General features: G+C 39.2%; 23 protein-coding genes and 2 pseudogenes. 3 read left to right on the top strand and 22 right to left on the bottom strand.

Features of this window, described 5'->3' with window-relative positions:
- A complete protein-coding gene (locus tag ND16A_RS01635) occupies positions 1 to 2,070 on the top strand; it encodes a transglutaminase family protein (protein ID WP_052073310.1) in 2,070 nt (689 codons plus the stop codon).
- 49 nt (positions 2,071 to 2,119) lie between these two features.
- On the opposite strand, the gene ND16A_RS01640 is transcribed toward ND16A_RS01635, so the two are convergent.
- The 11 genes from ND16A_RS01640 to ND16A_RS0119725 form a co-directional block, all read right to left on the bottom strand.
- Positions 2,120 to 2,815 (bottom strand): aspartate/glutamate racemase family protein, encoded by a 696-nt coding sequence (locus ND16A_RS01640; RefSeq protein ID WP_033079193.1) that lies wholly within the window; start codon positions 2,813 to 2,815, stop codon positions 2,120 to 2,122.
- Positions 2,816 to 2,929: 114 nt separating this feature from the next.
- Complete coding sequence (locus tag ND16A_RS01645) at positions 2,930 to 3,367, bottom strand: hypothetical protein (RefSeq protein WP_033079192.1); 438 nt, start codon at positions 3,365 to 3,367, stop codon at positions 2,930 to 2,932.
- 10 nt (positions 3,368 to 3,377) lie between these two features.
- Entirely contained in the window at positions 3,378 to 3,572 is a 195-nt protein-coding gene (locus ND16A_RS01650) for a DUF4177 domain-containing protein (RefSeq protein ID WP_033079191.1), read from the bottom strand.
- Between the two features lie 68 nt (positions 3,573 to 3,640).
- Positions 3,641 to 4,606 carry a DUF4350 domain-containing protein gene (locus ND16A_RS01655; protein WP_152593935.1) on the bottom strand — a complete coding sequence of 322 codons (966 nt, stop codon included), beginning with the start codon at positions 4,604 to 4,606 and terminating at the stop codon, positions 3,641 to 3,643.
- Positions 4,607 to 4,907: 301 nt separating this feature from the next.
- Complete coding sequence (locus tag ND16A_RS01660; RefSeq protein ID WP_033079189.1) at positions 4,908 to 5,432, bottom strand: GNAT family N-acetyltransferase; 525 nt, start codon at positions 5,430 to 5,432, stop codon at positions 4,908 to 4,910.
- Between the two features lie 106 nt (positions 5,433 to 5,538).
- Entirely contained in the window at positions 5,539 to 5,877 is a 339-nt protein-coding gene (locus tag ND16A_RS01665) for a tRNA-binding protein (RefSeq protein WP_033079188.1), read from the bottom strand.
- A 179-nt stretch (positions 5,878 to 6,056) separates the two neighbouring features.
- Positions 6,057 to 6,881: a class A beta-lactamase gene (gene bla / locus ND16A_RS01670; RefSeq protein ID WP_033079187.1), complete on the bottom strand. Its 825-nt coding sequence runs from the start codon at positions 6,879 to 6,881 to the stop codon at positions 6,057 to 6,059.
- 59 nt (positions 6,882 to 6,940) lie between these two features.
- The gene (locus tag ND16A_RS01675; protein WP_235282249.1) at positions 6,941 to 7,204 is read right to left on the bottom strand and encodes a Rid family hydrolase; all 264 of its coding nucleotides are present in this window, start codon (positions 7,202 to 7,204) and stop codon (positions 6,941 to 6,943) included.
- Between the two features lie 187 nt (positions 7,205 to 7,391).
- Positions 7,392 to 7,964: an alpha/beta fold hydrolase gene (locus ND16A_RS20425; RefSeq protein WP_052073309.1), complete on the bottom strand. Its 573-nt coding sequence runs from the start codon at positions 7,962 to 7,964 to the stop codon at positions 7,392 to 7,394.
- 45 nt (positions 7,965 to 8,009) lie between these two features.
- A complete protein-coding gene (locus ND16A_RS21175) occupies positions 8,010 to 8,207 on the bottom strand; it encodes a hypothetical protein (protein ID WP_152593934.1) in 198 nt (65 codons plus the stop codon).
- An 84-nt stretch (positions 8,208 to 8,291) separates the two neighbouring features.
- On the bottom strand, positions 8,292 to 8,828 hold the full coding sequence (locus tag ND16A_RS0119725; RefSeq protein WP_052073308.1) for a hypothetical protein: 537 nt from the start codon (positions 8,826 to 8,828) through the stop codon (positions 8,292 to 8,294).
- Between the two features lie 43 nt (positions 8,829 to 8,871).
- On the opposite strand from ND16A_RS0119725, the pseudogene ND16A_RS20820 reads away from it, so the two are divergent.
- A pseudogene (locus ND16A_RS20820) lies at positions 8,872 to 9,074 on the top strand (type II toxin-antitoxin system ParD family antitoxin); the annotation flags it as partial.
- Positions 9,075 to 9,176: 102 nt separating this feature from the next.
- Here the strand turns inward: ND16A_RS20820 and ND16A_RS01680 are convergent.
- The 11 genes from ND16A_RS01680 to ND16A_RS01730 all read right to left on the bottom strand — a co-directional run bounded on the left by ND16A_RS01680 (position 9,177) and on the right by ND16A_RS01730 (position 15,728).
- On the bottom strand, positions 9,177 to 9,647 hold the full coding sequence (locus ND16A_RS01680) for a DUF2846 domain-containing protein (RefSeq protein ID WP_033079186.1): 471 nt from the start codon (positions 9,645 to 9,647) through the stop codon (positions 9,177 to 9,179).
- Between the two features lie 163 nt (positions 9,648 to 9,810).
- On the bottom strand, positions 9,811 to 10,059 hold the full coding sequence (locus ND16A_RS01685) for a DUF3297 family protein (protein WP_033079185.1): 249 nt from the start codon (positions 10,057 to 10,059) through the stop codon (positions 9,811 to 9,813).
- 128 nt (positions 10,060 to 10,187) lie between these two features.
- Positions 10,188 to 10,667 carry a GNAT family N-acetyltransferase gene (locus ND16A_RS01690; protein ID WP_033079184.1) on the bottom strand — a complete coding sequence of 160 codons (480 nt, stop codon included), beginning with the start codon at positions 10,665 to 10,667 and terminating at the stop codon, positions 10,188 to 10,190.
- 186 nt (positions 10,668 to 10,853) lie between these two features.
- Complete coding sequence (locus ND16A_RS01695) at positions 10,854 to 11,483, bottom strand: thiol:disulfide interchange protein DsbA/DsbL (protein ID WP_033079183.1); 630 nt, start codon at positions 11,481 to 11,483, stop codon at positions 10,854 to 10,856.
- A 124-nt stretch (positions 11,484 to 11,607) separates the two neighbouring features.
- Positions 11,608 to 12,024 (bottom strand): GNAT family N-acetyltransferase, encoded by a 417-nt coding sequence (locus ND16A_RS01700; RefSeq protein ID WP_235282247.1) that lies wholly within the window; start codon positions 12,022 to 12,024, stop codon positions 11,608 to 11,610.
- 163 nt (positions 12,025 to 12,187) lie between these two features.
- Positions 12,188 to 12,553, bottom strand: coding sequence for a hypothetical protein (locus ND16A_RS01705; RefSeq protein ID WP_033079181.1), 366 nt, complete (start codon positions 12,551 to 12,553; stop codon positions 12,188 to 12,190).
- A 129-nt stretch (positions 12,554 to 12,682) separates the two neighbouring features.
- Entirely contained in the window at positions 12,683 to 13,018 is a 336-nt protein-coding gene (locus ND16A_RS01710) for a zinc ribbon domain-containing protein YjdM (protein WP_033079180.1), read from the bottom strand.
- 182 nt (positions 13,019 to 13,200) lie between these two features.
- Positions 13,201 to 13,593 carry a hypothetical protein gene (locus ND16A_RS01715; RefSeq protein ID WP_033079179.1) on the bottom strand — a complete coding sequence of 131 codons (393 nt, stop codon included), beginning with the start codon at positions 13,591 to 13,593 and terminating at the stop codon, positions 13,201 to 13,203.
- 154 nt (positions 13,594 to 13,747) lie between these two features.
- Complete coding sequence (locus ND16A_RS01720) at positions 13,748 to 14,116, bottom strand: hypothetical protein (protein ID WP_235282244.1); 369 nt, start codon at positions 14,114 to 14,116, stop codon at positions 13,748 to 13,750.
- 425 nt (positions 14,117 to 14,541) lie between these two features.
- Positions 14,542 to 15,093 (bottom strand): GNAT family N-acetyltransferase, encoded by a 552-nt coding sequence (locus ND16A_RS01725; RefSeq protein ID WP_033079177.1) that lies wholly within the window; start codon positions 15,091 to 15,093, stop codon positions 14,542 to 14,544.
- Between the two features lie 110 nt (positions 15,094 to 15,203).
- Complete coding sequence (locus ND16A_RS01730) at positions 15,204 to 15,728, bottom strand: hypothetical protein (RefSeq protein WP_033079176.1); 525 nt, start codon at positions 15,726 to 15,728, stop codon at positions 15,204 to 15,206.
- A gap of 314 nt (positions 15,729 to 16,042) precedes the next feature.
- Here ND16A_RS01730 and ND16A_RS21790 point away from each other — a divergent pair.
- A pseudogene (locus ND16A_RS21790) lies at positions 16,043 to 16,252 on the top strand (IS110 family transposase); the annotation flags it as partial.

The raw sequence follows: 16,252 nt of genomic DNA, 5'->3' as shown, positions 1-16,252 counted from the left end.
ATGATTAATACACTACTTTTAGGTAACCGCTCAGAAATTCAGGCGGTAGAGCAAAAAACACGATTCTTTAAAATCAATCTCACCACAGCCTGGTTATTACTCTTCAGCCAAGTCTTCAATATCGCGATGGTTGCGCAACAATTAAGCGTTTGGATGTTAGCCACGATATTTATTTGCCTGGCGTGGCGAGTTTTACTGATTCGGCAACCAGGCAGTAAGCCTCAGCGGTTTATTTTTCTGTTATTAACCCTCAGCGGCTGTACCGCCATTGCGATCACCAGTATGCAGCTGGGCTTGTTACTGGCGATGTTACATTTGCTTTGTTTCTCCTATGCCTTAAAAGCCTTAGAACTCAATAGCAGGAAAGACTTTTATCAGTTGGTTGTATTAGGCTTATTCATTCTTGCTACTGCGTTAATATTCAAACAATCACTGCTCTTTACCAGCGTACTGGCGTTAATCATCGTGTTTAATTTTGCTTTGCTGCTGCACTTTTTTTCACCCACTGAAACCGTGTCTCATATCCTGACACGCTGTGGCAAAATGCTGCTGCAAAGTTTACCGTTAGCGCTGATGTTATTTGTTGTGTTTCCACGGTTAGCACCTTTTTGGCAAGTTCCTTTGGCAAACTCAGCGAAAACGGGGTTGTCCGATAATGTCACACCGGGAGATATTGCCAATTTGGCGCGCTCAAATGAGTTGGCTTTTCGGGTGACTTTTAATGACGAAAAACCATTCTATTCGCAATTATATTGGCGAGCATTGGTGTTAGATCAATATAACGGAACAAGCTGGTTACGCAGCGAAGATAAAAAGCGACGAGCTTGGTTAGACGCAGAAAACAGCCAGCAATATATACCACAAGTCAGCGGGCCTTCGTTGAGCTACCAAGTGATCGCCCAACCCAGTTTCAGGCGTTGGCTTTTTGGTTTAGATATTGCGGTGGTGAACCCGCAACCAATGGCGCAATCCGTCATTATTGAGCGACCGGACTTTACCTTGCAAAGTAAAGACATTATCAGTCAAACGTTAAGTTACCAGGTAAACAGTTTTTTAGAAGCCCCTTTAGATATAACGCTAACCAGGGAAATGAAAGCAAGAAACCTGCAATATCCGCCGGGTAGTAACCCCAGATTAGAGCAAGAAGCGCTCAGGCTAAGACAATTGTATACCGATAATAATGACCTGGTGCAAGCGGTGCTCGGACAATTTAGACAACAACAATATTTTTATACGCTCAAGCCGCCAACGTTAGTGGCGAATAGTTTAGATCAATTCTATTTTGACACTAAAACAGGATTTTGCGTACATTATGCCAGTGCCTTTACCTATTTAATGAGAGCTGCCGGCATTCCTGCGCGCATGGTGACGGGCTATATGGGGGGCGAATACAACCCCGAGGGAAACTATTACTCGATATATCAATATGAAGCCCATGCATGGACCGAAATCTGGCTACAAGGCATCGGCTGGAAACGGGTTGATCCAACCGCTGTCGTTGATCCTGAGCGCGTTGAGAGTGGCTTTTCACAACAGTTAATCAACGAACAGTCGAGCTTAAGTGACAACTTTTTTAGCCTTTCAAATTATAAAAACTCGAAGTGGTTAAATGCAGTAAGATTAAAATTATCCGCCATGGATTATCAATGGACAAAATGGGTAATTGGTTTTTCATCTAAGCAGCAAATAGAATTATTGTCGCGCTGGTTTGGTCAAATGCTGCCGTGGAAAACCGGCCTGCTTATCGGCCTGGCATTTTCAGTGGTAATGATATTGTTGTGGCTACTACAGCAACAAAAAGTGCCGGTTAAGGGGCTTTCACCGTGGTTAAAGCTGTATCAAAAAGCATTAAGCTTGTTAATTGGCAAAGGGCTAGAAAAGCCAAAAGCGATGTCGGTGAGCGATTTTGTTGTTCTGGTGAATCGAAGTTTACCGAATGTTGCCAGCAACTTTACCCAGCTAAGTGATTGTTTTATCCAACTCGAATATCAAAACTTAACTGAGCAACAGCAAAAAACTCAGATAAAGGCGATGCACATTCAGTTAAAGGCGATTAAAAAACAAATTTAAACATCATGCCAATGCTACCAAGTGCGGAATTAGCTGCTGACCTTGCCATTCACTCGGATATCGCAGCCTTTACCGCTTGCTCGGCATGTATTTCGGTAGTGTCATACAAGCGTACCTTAGTGTGCTCTTGCTCTATTAGCAGGGCAATTTCAGTACAGCCTAAAATCACGGCTTCGGCTCCTTGCTCATACAAATGCTCAATAATCTCCAGGTATTTTACTCTGGACTGCTCAGTGACCTTGCCAAGGCATAACTCAGAATAGATGATGTCATGCACGACTTGCCGCTGTTCAGCTGCTGGTACAATAACGTTAATGCCAAATTTATCGGTGAGCCGAGCTTTGTAAAAGTCTTGCTCCATGGTAAATTTTGTCCCTAATAACCCGACACGTTTCACCTTGTCACCGATTAACTGTTCAGCGGTGGCGTCGGCAATGTGCAGCAGCGGTATTGCCACCGCAGCTTCAATGTCGGGCGCTACTTTATGCATTGTATTGGTACAAATTAACAGGAAATCTGCGCCGCCGGCTTCTACGGCATGGGCTGCCTTTGCCAGTATTTTCGCTGTTTCATCCCATCGCCCTTGATGCTGTAAGGTTTCAATTTCGTCAAAATCTACACTATAAAGACATATTTTTGCTGAATGTAAACCACCAAGAGCCTTTTTCACCCCTTCATTTATCGCTTTATAATAGCTCGCCGTAGATTCCCAGCTCATGCCGCCAAGCATGCCTATTGTTTTCATTTTTGAATTTTACTCCACACTTAGCTTGAGAGTTTAACGTCAGCTTAAACGAGTTTGCTAAATTTAGTGCTCCGCGAACACCGCCACAAATTAAAAATCAGCTTTGTTTGCGTGTTAGGTTGCACTCTTAAGCAATCCCTGATTTATTTTATATTGCATGTAGATCACATGAAAAATTGAGGTGATAAGTGGGTTTAACCAAAGTTTGTCACCTTTATTGGCACCGGCAATTAAATTAATACGATTACGTACCATGATTATCCAAATGACATCAAACACACTGGAAATGAGATGAACACCAATTGAGCTTTTTAAGATAACCGGATTGTCCAGATTAACCAGGCCATAAATTAAACTCGCCAAAGAAACACCAAATAAAACAATGGTTATAGCAATGAAAACATTAGATATTTTTAAATTTGTATGGTGGTTAATTTGGTATGAAAAGCGATAGAGTTTGACCATTAAAAAGGCGCCAATGGTTAATACACAAAGAACCAAGGTTTTAACGACCGAATCGGCTGCAAAGATACCAGTAAATGCCTTTTCCATTTTATTTTTGTTAAACTTCTTTTTTCATAACGCCAGCGAACTCTAGTCCACCTTCAAGCTCACGGAAATCCACATTTACCAGTTCCCATCCCTCAAAGCCCAGAGAGCAGAGGTACGCTTCAACATCTTCGCGTTTCCTGCCCTTAAACATACCACCCGTTGGAACGTCCCGAGTGTCAACAATCTTATATTCAAACCTTTTCATTACATTTCCTTGTTATTGAATTTAGAAATCTTGCAGCGTAAGCCACAAGAAGAGATTTTAATCCTTGGTTAAATTTTTCCTGCTAACCACAGCATGATATTTAATAAGAACTGTTCGTTTTGCTCGGCACCATCAGCAATAACGCCCATCTTTCTTTTCGCTTTACCACTCATTTGAGCCGTAAACATGGCCGCTTCACCAAAGATCACAACTCTTCCTTGATGAAATTCCAAGGTCGCACCTTGATGCCAGCCGTTCACGGATATCTCGGGTGTACCCTGAGGAAATTTCCATGACTTCTTCGGCATAAGTGAAATTGCTGAATCAGCAAAAACCAATAACGGCTTCGCATTTGGTGGCGATAAAAAGGCTTGTCCGGTAAATGCTTTTACTGCTTTTATTTCTTCTTTACTACCGGTTCCGATTAAGATTGGGTGAGCCGCTAAAGTCCCACGACTTTGTTCAAACATCTGCTCTTTATTATTGAGATCTTCTACATAACCATTATTAAATTGAAACCCGAAAATCGCGGCCATCCCCTCTGCAGCCTTCGGAAACGGCATATGATCGGCAATCAGAAATAGTGAGCCGCCATCTTTTACCCAGTGATAAACCGCCTCAATTTCCTCTCTCGAAAATGCGGAATAGTTGGGCAAACTCCAATGTTTTACATTTTTCGCACTCAGGGCATTAGAAATAACCAGGATGTCCGCATGGGCCAGACTTTCCTTAGAGAATAATGCCTTATTTTTCTTTACTAAATAGCCATCACTCTGCAATATTTTGACAAAAGGTTGATATCTGCCATCCATAGTATGAAAATTATGATGAGCTTCATCCAACAGTACTAGTGGCGATTCTGTTTTTGAAAATGTACTGGTTGTGTTTTTAGGTTTAAAATTGTTATCGCCCAGTTGCTGCGCATTAAGTGAGATTGAAACAAATACCAACAAGCTAAATATGAATTTAAGCATTAGAACATCCTTTGTTATTAAATTGTTATGTTCAACGGACCAGCTTTGAGTAACTAGCACGGTCGATATCTACAACTTCTATGGTTATTGAGCAATTAGTCAACCCTGCCGTTTCAAGTTGCGCTAACACTAATTGCGATTACTTGAGCTTCTGTGCACTGGTGCGCCCAGAGAGTATTCTTAACACGACATGAATGAAGTCTGATTGAACAATGCCCGTTTGATAGCCGCTATAAGCTAACGATCTTACTTTTATATCACCTCCATCTACTTCAAACAATTCTGCTTGCAAAGCTCCAGCAAAAACCAGAGGGATTAAGTGGACAATGCAAGCGATTAGCTGTCCTGTTTCTATTTCGCCTTATGTTGGTAATTGCACTCGATAAATATTTAGGTTTTGCATAGTCTGGTTTGCCACCATAAAATTGGGAATGCAATATACCAACTCAGCCCCAGATTTTAAGGCGACTTTGATACTAGCCAGGTTTTGTTCAAGGCATCTGAATTCAACTATTCTCGCGCTAGTATCTGCTAAAATATCAGGGAGCTTATCCGTTATTTGATTAATAACACCATTACCATGAGTGGCACTTGCTAACCAATAACCTAACTCCGCCACATATGAGTCAGAACAAATAGATTTAATCGCAAAAATACCACATATCTTGTTGTTGAAATAAACCTTAAACCAGCGAGAGCCAGGCAGTGAGCTATTCACTCTGTCTGCTATATATTGTCTCGCCGATTCAATATTGTTAACGTCTTTAACCCAGTACAAAAATTTATTCAGATCCCTCCGACTGGTATTCACCAAGTCTAATATTTCTGCCGCATCAGACTCGAGCAGGGCAGACAGCTTAACGTTTTCAGATATATGAATGTGCATATAAATTCTTCTTGTAAACAAACACCCGGTTTAGGAAGACTTTGAGTTGGCAAAAATATTGAATAGAGCAATAATCGCTAACGGGTTTTCACCCCGCTTTAACCGCTTAGGCAAGACGTGTTCCATTGGGTATCTCATTATCCGGTACCGATAAAACAACGGCACCATCTTCTCGATGAAAGCCCGTAATTAAACACTCTGACATTATTGACCCTATTTGTTTGGCAGGAAAGTTGGTTACTGCGATAACTTTTTTACCAAGCAAACTTTCTTTGCTATAAAGATCGGTAATTTGAGCGCTAGATTTTTTAATGCCGATCACCTTGCCAAAATCCACCTTAACAATGAAAGATGGGTTTCTTGCTGTCGGAAAATCGTCAACCGAAATAATTGTACCTACCCTTAATTCGACTTTTTGGAAGTCATTCCATGTTAAATTATTCATACTCAGATCTAGATGTATTAATGATACCAGACACTTACCACTATGGTAGAAGGCTGAAATGAACCGCCACTTTGTGACGGTGTAATATTTTTACTTCCATGATTATTTCCATTCTAAACTCTTGCTCACCATAATATATGAGCGTAACATCTAATTTATCCATTTGCAGCAACTTGCTATTATCGATAATAGCTAAAAATTTCTTTGCCTATTTGCGCAATCGCTTTATTTCTCTGGGCAAAAGACGCTTCTGTTTGGGTCAGGTAAATGGCGACAATTAGAGGTGAATGTTGTTCAGACCAAACCACCGCAGTAATCCCTCTGGAACCATAACCTCCGGCACCAGAGCGATCAGCAATTGTCCAACCGACGGGAAGTACCGACCTTAACAAACTATCAGACACTTTATTATCTGTCATCCACTGTTTTAGTTGCGTTTTATTTGCTGCTGACAACGCATTACCAAACAGTAGTTTGTGTAAGCTCTTTACCATAGCGTTCGGTGTGGTGGTGTCTCTAACATCCCCCGCAAGAGCTTCGCCCAAATATGGTTCGACTCTATCGAGTCTAGTGATTGGGTCACCAATAGAGCGCATAAATTGAGTCAACGCTGTTGGCCCATTGATGCCATTGAGTACGATATTAGCTGCCGTATTGTCACTCATGATCATTGTCGCCGAACACGCTTGTCTGAGCGAAAATTTCTCGCCAACATGTTTCTCAGTAACGGGAGACCAGGTAACAAGAGATGCTTTCTTTATCACCACAGAGGTGTCAAAAGACTGCTCGCCATTATCAATGTCGACGAGTAATTTCGCACACGCTAATGTTTTAAAAGTACTCATTAGCGGGAAGCGAGTATCACCATTGTAGCTCCAAAGGTCATCTGAAGAGATATCATAAACGGCAACACCAACATCAGCGCCAAGCTTCAGCTTAACGTCTTCAATGGTTTTGACCATAGGGTTAGCATTCGCGGCCGCGACAAAAAGTACATGAATCATAGATAGGAGCAGCACGGATATGTATTTATTACGATAGGGTTTAAGTTTTTGTTTAATCACTAAGTTACAACACAGTCAACTTCGGTTTCTACTAGCCATTGCTTATCGATGAATTGACTTATCTCAACAAACGTACAAGCTGGTTTAATCGTTGAGAATAACTCGCCATGAGCTTGTGCGGCTTCTTTCCAGCGAGATATGTCGGTAAGCATTATTCGGGTTCTGATAACATCTTGAATATTACCCCCAGCTCCTTCTACCGCTTCAATCAGTAACTGCTCTGACTTCGGACCTAATCCTTTTAAATCTCTTAACTTGGGCAAATGCAAAACTCTCCTGAAATATCACGCCACATTAAGCGACAAATTATAGTTGGCTAAACGTTGTAAGTGAAACTAACTACAGCCATGCTTTAATTACTGAAACGCTGCCGGCTGATTCTATAACTAATATGCTAGCTTCACCCTGTGGATGGGCTACTTGCTCAGTACCAACTGCAGCATCCATGCATTATTTGTCCGGTTCGAGTGACTTAGTGGCAAAGGTTCTCGAAAGCCAATTATTCATAATTATCGCTAACTTTCCGGCGTAACCATGTGAATCAATACTGGCTTGACCAACATCAGGGCATGACTCCTGAACTTTCGGTAGGTATTCAAGAGCTTGCACAGCATCAATGTAAATCAAGCCCCTTACTTTCTGCGGAAAATGCTTGCCCAGATAGGTTAATTCAGTTCCGGCAAAGGAGTGCCCTGAAAAAATCGCACTGTCAATGCTCTTATTTTTCATGACAGTGATAATATCTTTAACCAACCGACTCGTTGAAAAGTCTTTCTTGCGAGCATCAGAGTTTCCGTGTCCAACTCGACTGATACTGATAACCCGGTATGAGCCGGTAAACAACGGTGCGAAATTATCAAAAGTATGGGCGTTAAGAGCTAGACCAGTCAACAAAACAAGAGGGGTACCTGAACCTCCCCAGTCGAGCACTTCTGGTTTTGTTTTATCATCCATTCCCTCAAGATCGGTTGCATATATCACTTGTTTTACAATGGCATCACTATCAACACCATAATCTTTCAATATTTGATTAATATATTTGTATATCTCTGCATTTGAATAAATATATCACGCCGCAGAAAAAATAAACTCTTTCTCATTAATGCGCTTCAGTTTTTCATCTGTACAATTTTTTAAGGCTGTAGATAAAACATAATCTGTTCGCTTTAAATGCTGAATTAATGCTTTATCATCGGCAGTTAATTCATCGGCCCAAATAGAACCACTATTAAGGAGACTGAACATGAGTAATACATATAGTTTCAAACTGGTGCCTCATTGGTAATATGGCTAACGTCTTGCGTGAGCAGAAAATAAGGTTGGCTATAATCGCGCAGTAATGCGCAACGGTTATTTTTCCGTTTGCTCAACTTGCAAGCTTGCACTGTCAATAACTTGGGGAATCTCTGTTACGGTGTACATCACGGAGACAATTTTCCAACCTGATTCACCTTTGATTAAATCCCAAGCTTCTGTTCCAAACGCTTTTTTAATACCATTTCTGTGATCGCTGTAATTAAAATGCACAGAGCCTAAGTAACCATCCGATTCAATTTTAATATTCCAGATTTTTTCTTCTTGTTGATCTTTTTCGGAAATCATTTTCACTGGAGCTCCATATTTTCCAAAATTGACTGAACGTGGAAAATCTGGTTTTAGTTTTCGTTTGGCGTTTATCATTTCATCACTAAATACTGCAATCCATGGGATACTTTCACTATAAAAAAGAGATTTGAATGTTTCTCTATCCTTATTAATGATTGCTAACCTGAAAGTTTCAATAACAGTTTCTATTTCTTTTTTATACACATCAATATTATCGTTTGCTACAGATGAGCAACTTAAAATCATAGCGATAAAAGCTATCGAAATACTACGTAATTTCATTTTTTCTCCGTTGTTAATTTGAAAGCTAACGCCGCAATAAACGGCTGAAAATACCAGCGTAACATTAGGCGAACATTTTGATCAATTTATAAATCAACAACTTAACACTGGCCGTTATGGTTCGGCTAGTGAAGTTATCAGAGCCGGGCTAGGGTACAGGAAGATCAAGAAACCAAAATACTAATTTTGCGTAATATGTTAATTGAAGATGAAAACAGTGGAGTTTCAGATTATTGCGCGTATTAGGAAGATGATTTTAATCTTGAATCCTCTGCTCAGAGACGGTGTGATGTGGGATGCGACAACAGTTAAAAGTTAACTATTGTCGCATAACCTCTTGTTAGGCAATTATTGTAATACAGAGCTACAGTTACCGCCTTTAGCCATACCTAACCTTAGAACCTCTGATTTACCAGATTCCGCATGAGCTAGCTCAAGGTCTGCCCCTCCGACAAAAGCTCCCATTTTTATAAATTGCTCAACAAAATATAACTCTCCACTTTTTGCGTTAATAGTGAGCGTATTAGGAGAAAATTCAGACTCGGTTGATACCTCAAGCTTTTCGTTTGCAGGCACTTCTTTATAAAAGAAAACCCCTTTAGCTGTTTCACCAACACAATCTTTACCAATCCACACATCTTTTTTAAGAGCTGCACCAACAAAAGTATCCTTACGGTATACATAAATACCAGCGGTATCTTTGGATGGAGCATTAAACTCTTTAGCCAGATCGGTTGTTTCTTTTGATTCCATTGGAACTGAAGAACAACCGGCTAATAAAGTCGTTGCGATTATGGTTGCTAGTAATGCTGTTTTCATTAATTATCCCTTGATTTTTTATTGTTATAGAGCAAAGCGCTCAGTTAATTAATTAGCTGGCTAAAATTAGTGACGAAAAAGGGAAGCCAACTGTTTTTTGTCCCTTTAAATAATTTGTTATATGCCGACTCCCCCAAAGTGAAAACCAGAAGAGCCAAACGACTTAACGATAAAAGGCTTCAACCGTTCCTTTTAGCGTTATTAGAAGCGGTTGACCTCGACGATCCAACGCCTTAGGAGCAGGAATTTTTACCCAACCTTCACTGATGCAATATTCCTCCACATCGGTACGCTCTTTGCCGTTCAGCCGAATACCAATATTGTGCTCGAAAATTTCTGCCACATGATGTGGGCTACGGGGATTACCCGAAAGGCGATCCGGTAAAGCTGGTAGCGATTTAGTATCGTTCATGTTAGTGCCTGGATTAAATAAAAAGTGAGTTATTGTAGTCAATATAGCGCTAACGCTCAAGAACTGCGGCAGAGTTAAGGGTAAAACTTAGTTGGTTAAAATATTGAGGCACGAACGACGGCCGACGGTTATACGTCCAGCTTAATTTGCTTTTTAGAGAGCGTATTAACCGACATTGCTAGTTTTTGAATGCCATGCGATGGAGTCCATCTTTTAAATTCAACAAAACCATGTTTCTTGTATAAATTTATTGCTGGTATATTTACTACCGCTGTTTCTACAATAGCTTCTGAAAAATCAATTATCCCCAGAACATAGCTTATTAATTTGTTTGCGATACCTTTCCTAAAATAATTCGGGTCAACAGTTAAGCTACAAATATCTAAGTGCTTATCTTCTATCACAATCTCTATAATTGCTGCGAGACATTCATTTTCACTAAAGCCATAAAACAGTGTTTTTGAATTTTCTATATCTGTAGCGCTTCGCAATAGTGGAGGAAAATCAAGAACACCTATAAGTTGAGCTTCAATTTTATAAGAATTTTGAAATATAGTGAAAATTTGACTTGCGACTTCTTCATTCGAATTATCAAGTTTTTTTATCATACTGCGCCTGGCCTCAAAGTTTACATTGCCACAGTGACAACTTGCTTCAATCATGCCGCGATACCCCGTGATGTCTAACGCCCCACTAAGGAGCTAAGTAATGTGTGCTAAAATGTGGAACAACGTGGCAACGAGCAAGCGTAACCTGTAAGTATTGAGTGCCTTATTAGGCATACTTACAGCAAACTATGCCGGTTTATTTAATAAATATGAGATAAGTTTTTTGTACTCGTCCATGCTTTTAATTTTACCTGTGACAGGTTTGTATTTACCATTTATTATGAGTGTAGGAACACTACCTATACCTTGTTGACGCAGTGCTTTGGTTTTCTTTTGCATTTTCTTAAATTGGGTATTTACAGAAAAACTCGCAAATGTCTTATCAAATTGATCACCGTCCACACCATTAATTAGAAATAGATTTTTAATCTCTTTTTCGTCATTAAATTTGGCTTTGTCACTGTGTATGTACTGAAATATGGCAGCAACAATTTTTTCTTTCACTTTTAAAATATCAGCTGTAATTAAAGCTTTAGTTAACGCTTGTTCGATTTCGATGTTTTGTCCCGGCATACTGTCAACATGATTTTTCTTAAAGGTTGCATCAGCAGGTAAAGATGCAATTAACTCTTTCATTAGAGGTTCTTGTTTGAAACAGTGAGGACAAAAAAAGGAAAAAAACTCAGTGATTTCTTTGCTTTTAGTAGCGTCCCCTTCAATTTCTATATAGTAATCACCTTCCGTAAACTCGACCGCATGAACGGTGCTGTTGAAAGATAAAAGAATAAAGATTGAGATTAAAAAATTCCGATACATTGGCGATCCTTTTTATGTCTGCCTAACGCCACATTAAGCGACTATATGTAGTTGGTTATAATGTTGAACGGAGTGAAAACAACCAACTGCATTTTGTCCGTTTGAATACCTTGCTAGCAATTATTTACACCAATGACTGCCTCATTTTACGACCTCCAACAGGAATTAAACCGTTTTTTTGGTAAAACTTCAATGTACGCTCGAACTCAGGTAAAGGCGGAGTACATAATTCAATACATGACCAATTTTGTTTCTTTCCATAGCCTTGCACCTGCTCAATTAACATTGAACCTACACCAGAAGCTCTTAAATCAGGAGAAACATAAAATTCTTGAATTACACCAATTTTGCCACCTGCGTATAATGCGTATGTTTCTGTGAGCGTAACTACAGCAATCGGGTTATTGTCACAGACTCCAATAATTGCTGAATAGTGGCCATTCCTAATTAGTTCATGACAGCGTTGAATTGTACCATTGAGATCAATATCAAAATGCTGTGCTTTTGTTAACTCACAAATTTCAGTTGTAAGTTCTACCACCAACGAGCCTATTATTTCAGAGTCTTTAAGTGTGGCTTTTTCTAAAGCTGATATTCATCGATACTCTTAATTATTGCGAATCGGCGAAAACAGTTGGCTAAAATATTGAGCGGAGCGAAAACAACCTACTGTATTTTTCCCATTTAAACAGCCGGTTATGAGTTTATTTAGCAAAATTTAATATTGCACTTAACTCACCTTTGTTAATTTCTTGGATATAGATGGCTTTTGGATCATTAGTTACGGTTGAGTAAATAACAACTTTTGACTCAGTAACTTGAATACCATAGTTGCCAGATTTAACGTAGACGCCACCAGGGTAACGACCAGAAGTGGCATACCAACCGTCCTTGTTCTCATGTAGCCATTCGTTGAGAACCACATAGACTTCATCTTTCTGAGTAATAGGTATCTTCTGCTTGGTATCATTGCTAAGAAACATGTGCACTTCAGGTTCTAACTGAATATCTAGTGACTTACTACAACCAAATAAGCCCATAACTAACAATAAAATGATAACTCTATTCATTTGATTTACTCATAACGTCCGAATAAGGGACTGATAATGGCTTGCTAAAATGTGTCGCGTAGCGGAACCGAGCAAGCTGTTAGCAGTCCCGTTTTAATTGGTTTGTTATAGCGCAGGGCTAAGCCTTACTCAGGCTTTTTTCACAAATTTGGCCGTCACCATCATTTCGCCCGCACCGTTAACTTTGCAATCTAATTGGTGATCCTTTCCGTCGACAATTCGCTTAATAACTGCTTTTGTACCAATCTTGAGTACTTGAGAGCCGCCCTTTACTTTGAGATCTTTAGCTAACGTGACCTTATCACCTTCATCTAGTAGCGTGCCGTTGGCATCTTTAATCGTTAAAGCTTGTTCGGAAAGAATTTCCGACGGATTCCACTCATGTGCACACTCAGGGCAAATTAAGTGATTTTGATCTTGGTAAACGAATTCAGATTTACAACTTGGGCAAGGAGGAAAAGACATACATTACCACTTCTAAAAATTAGTCTGCGTTACATAATAATCGCTCTCGTTTAACTTAGCGAGTACATTACATCAAATTTTAAGCTTGAAACCTGAAGTACGCTATAACGGCTCATTAAGAGGCAAAAAATTTGAGATGCGAAAAACAGTAAACTGTTTTAAGCCCTTGTTTTTCTTACTTGTTAGGCACCTACACCGTTCCACTCAATATTTGTGATTTCTTTTGTTTCATTTAACAGCTCTTTTAAAGTGGAAATAAGTACGTTGGCATGCTCCATTTTGGCTTTGTTTCGCCCAAACAAGCTTTTAGCATGTGGATCTAAATATATATGCCATTCATTTCTTCTATTTTCTACATTTCCACAACAAACTGAATATACATTATCATCAATAATATACTCAATAAACCAACCCCAATCTTCCGATTCAGGATATGACGTGACAACGTCTCTAGCAGCAAGTTCTTTCCCGAGCCACCAAGCTAACTCAGCTCCATGCACTCCAGGATTCACTTGCGCTTCATCCGGAAGATGCGGATGGAATAGGTCTGATTTGAAATTTACACTGATTTCCATTTAATCTATGCCTAGCGCCCAAATAACAGACTAAGTAATGGTTGGCTAAAATTATGAGCGAAGCGAAACGTAGCCAACTGTTACGTGTCCTTGTGTGTTTTCTTGTTAGGTGAAAAGTTGCCTAATTGAGCCGCTTAACCGAATATATCACTACCTAAATAGAATTTAGGTCAACGATGAACGGTTTACCACCAAATCCATGTTTATTACATTTGGCTCGTACTATTACCTTAGATATTTCTGATGGAATTTTGATATTACACTGACTGCGCGTAAATGGTTGTTCATTATCGTGAGGGTGAACAAGTTGACGGTATCCAAGTTGATTACCCTCTAAATCTATAACTTCCCAGCCATCTGCATAATGTTCCCAGCCTTGGTCATTGTGTCGAACTGATGTACCAAAACACCAACTGCCATCTGGCTTCTGAGTAGCGAGAACATGTGTAACCTGAGCAAATTCTAAAGAGGTAGAGTAAGTATTTATGTCAAATTTTGATGCGAGTACTGATGATGCAAACATTGATAATATTAGTAGTAGTCTCATGTAACCCTCATTTCCCCTAACGCCTCATTAAGAGGCAAACTATATTGGCATGTGCTTTTGCAAAAACCATGACGATGTTATTTGTCCTGTTAAGAATCTTGTTAGCCATACCTTAACTCTTTAAAATAAACTTTCTAAGCTCTCGCTCTTGTCGCCTTACATGTAAAATAAAAGTATGATTTTCCTCTACTTTATAGAAAGTTCGACAAAGATAGCAATAATTTCTCGATAAGATCATTAAGAGCTGGGGCTGTCCATGTTACTTCAGCCATTTATTCATTTTCTCTTTGGCTTCCTCATTAGAAAATATATTACCGTTTTTAATGGCCTGCTCACTTCGAGCAAACTGTTACGAATCGACTTTATTGCCTTGTTTTGAGGTACGTGGCAAAGGTGCTCCTTCAGATTTTTATGACTTTAGGTCTAAAAAAGAATCCAAGGATACGACCAAAAAGGTTCTTGTACATTGCTTCTATCTCTTCTTTGCTGATCGTCCCAGCAAATATCAGCATCTCAAGTTGTTCTCCGGGTTCCTTCACAATATACCCTGTAGTACAGAACCCATTTTTCTCATAAAAAGCTTTACGCTTTATTCTTTGCTGGTTGTTGTTTGCTTGTTTATCAAGCTCCTCAATGTTTAAAACAATTCTTTTTCCGAAGTGCATATTTTTCATTGAATCTAGTACTTTGCTACCGAAACCACCAGAGCGGTAAGATTCTGCTATTGCTAAAAACTGTACAAATATAATGTCTTTATATTCAGTTACATAGATGAGACCAATCCAATCATCATGTGCATAAAGTATGTTAAATCCTACTTTTCCTTTTCTCAATTTGTATCTAAGAATCCATGTAGATATGCGTTGAGCTTCCGGAAAAGCTTCTTTATAAAGATCGATAACCTCCGAATAATTAGCGTCATATTTGTTAAGTGGCCGGAGATTAATACTCATATGTAGTACTCATAACGCCTTCCTAAGAGTCTAAAAATAGTTGGTTAAAATAAGCGACGAAGGAGCAAAAGCCAACTGAATTTTGCCCTTGGTTGGCAGCTTGATAACTTTTAATTCTGAACGGTGATTTTTCGAATCAGATTCCCATTACTATCACTCATTACAATAATATTATTTCCTTGAGATAAAAATACTGTCTTGGGCTCTTCTTTAGATGAAATTATAACTCTATCCAAGGGAACTTCATCTGTGCGATTGAATTTAAACACTTCAACCATACAAGGATATAAGTTTTTACAGTCATTTGAGTCTAAGCTGTATTTTTTTCTATCTAAAGAGGCCCGACTTGGGCGCCCATTCAAGTAAGTTGTTCTTGGCCAAAAAACACTTATGTCCCATTTTTTTGAATCAGGGTCTTTATCAAAGATTTTTTCTTTGATAGTTAGTGCAGCATTAGTTTCGCGTTCATCTATAGTATTTAGCTTGGTTGGTTTATGCTGGTCGTATGAAACGATTTCGAAACCTAATTCTTTTGCTTTAAGTATTAAATTTGCATATATGGCTTCACGTGTGTAATACCCAGCTTGATTTGTAATAACCCCTTTATCAATTTGTGATGAAGCCCAACTGCTCAAGGTCTCAGCAGCAAAGTACCGATATCCTTGATTCCATAATCCGGAGAGTATTCGATAAGTTAGTTAAATCGTCCAAACTGGAGCTTTCTGTTTCAGCCGTTATATCTCTAGCAATTAAAGCATTTCTATGTTGGCCAGCAAAAGAATACTCAACCTTAAGCGGCTATTTATAGTTGGCTAAAATAGTGAGCGCAGTGAAACACAGCCAACTGTAATCTTCCCGCTTGAGTGACTTGATACTTATTGAGCCTTCTCCTTGAAGTCCAGCTTTAAACTAGACTTCAAGGCGACAAAACCAAAAGGAGAAGACTCAAATGAAATTCTATACCAAATCTCATAATTATTATTGTGGAATCGATCTTCATGCGTACATTTTATACGTTTGTATTTTAGATAATGACGGAAAAAAGGTGTTACATCAACAGATTAAAGCAGATCGATTAGCACTTCATGAATTATTAAAACCTTATTTAGATGATCTCGTATTAGGCGTTGAATGTATGCATTGCTGGTATTGGGTCAGC

The sequence above is a fragment of the Thalassotalea sp. ND16A genome (assembly GCF_000764205.1).
Classification (GTDB): domain Bacteria; phylum Pseudomonadota; class Gammaproteobacteria; order Enterobacterales; family Alteromonadaceae; genus Thalassotalea_A.
This window is presented reverse-complemented; position numbering and strand designations above follow the sequence as displayed.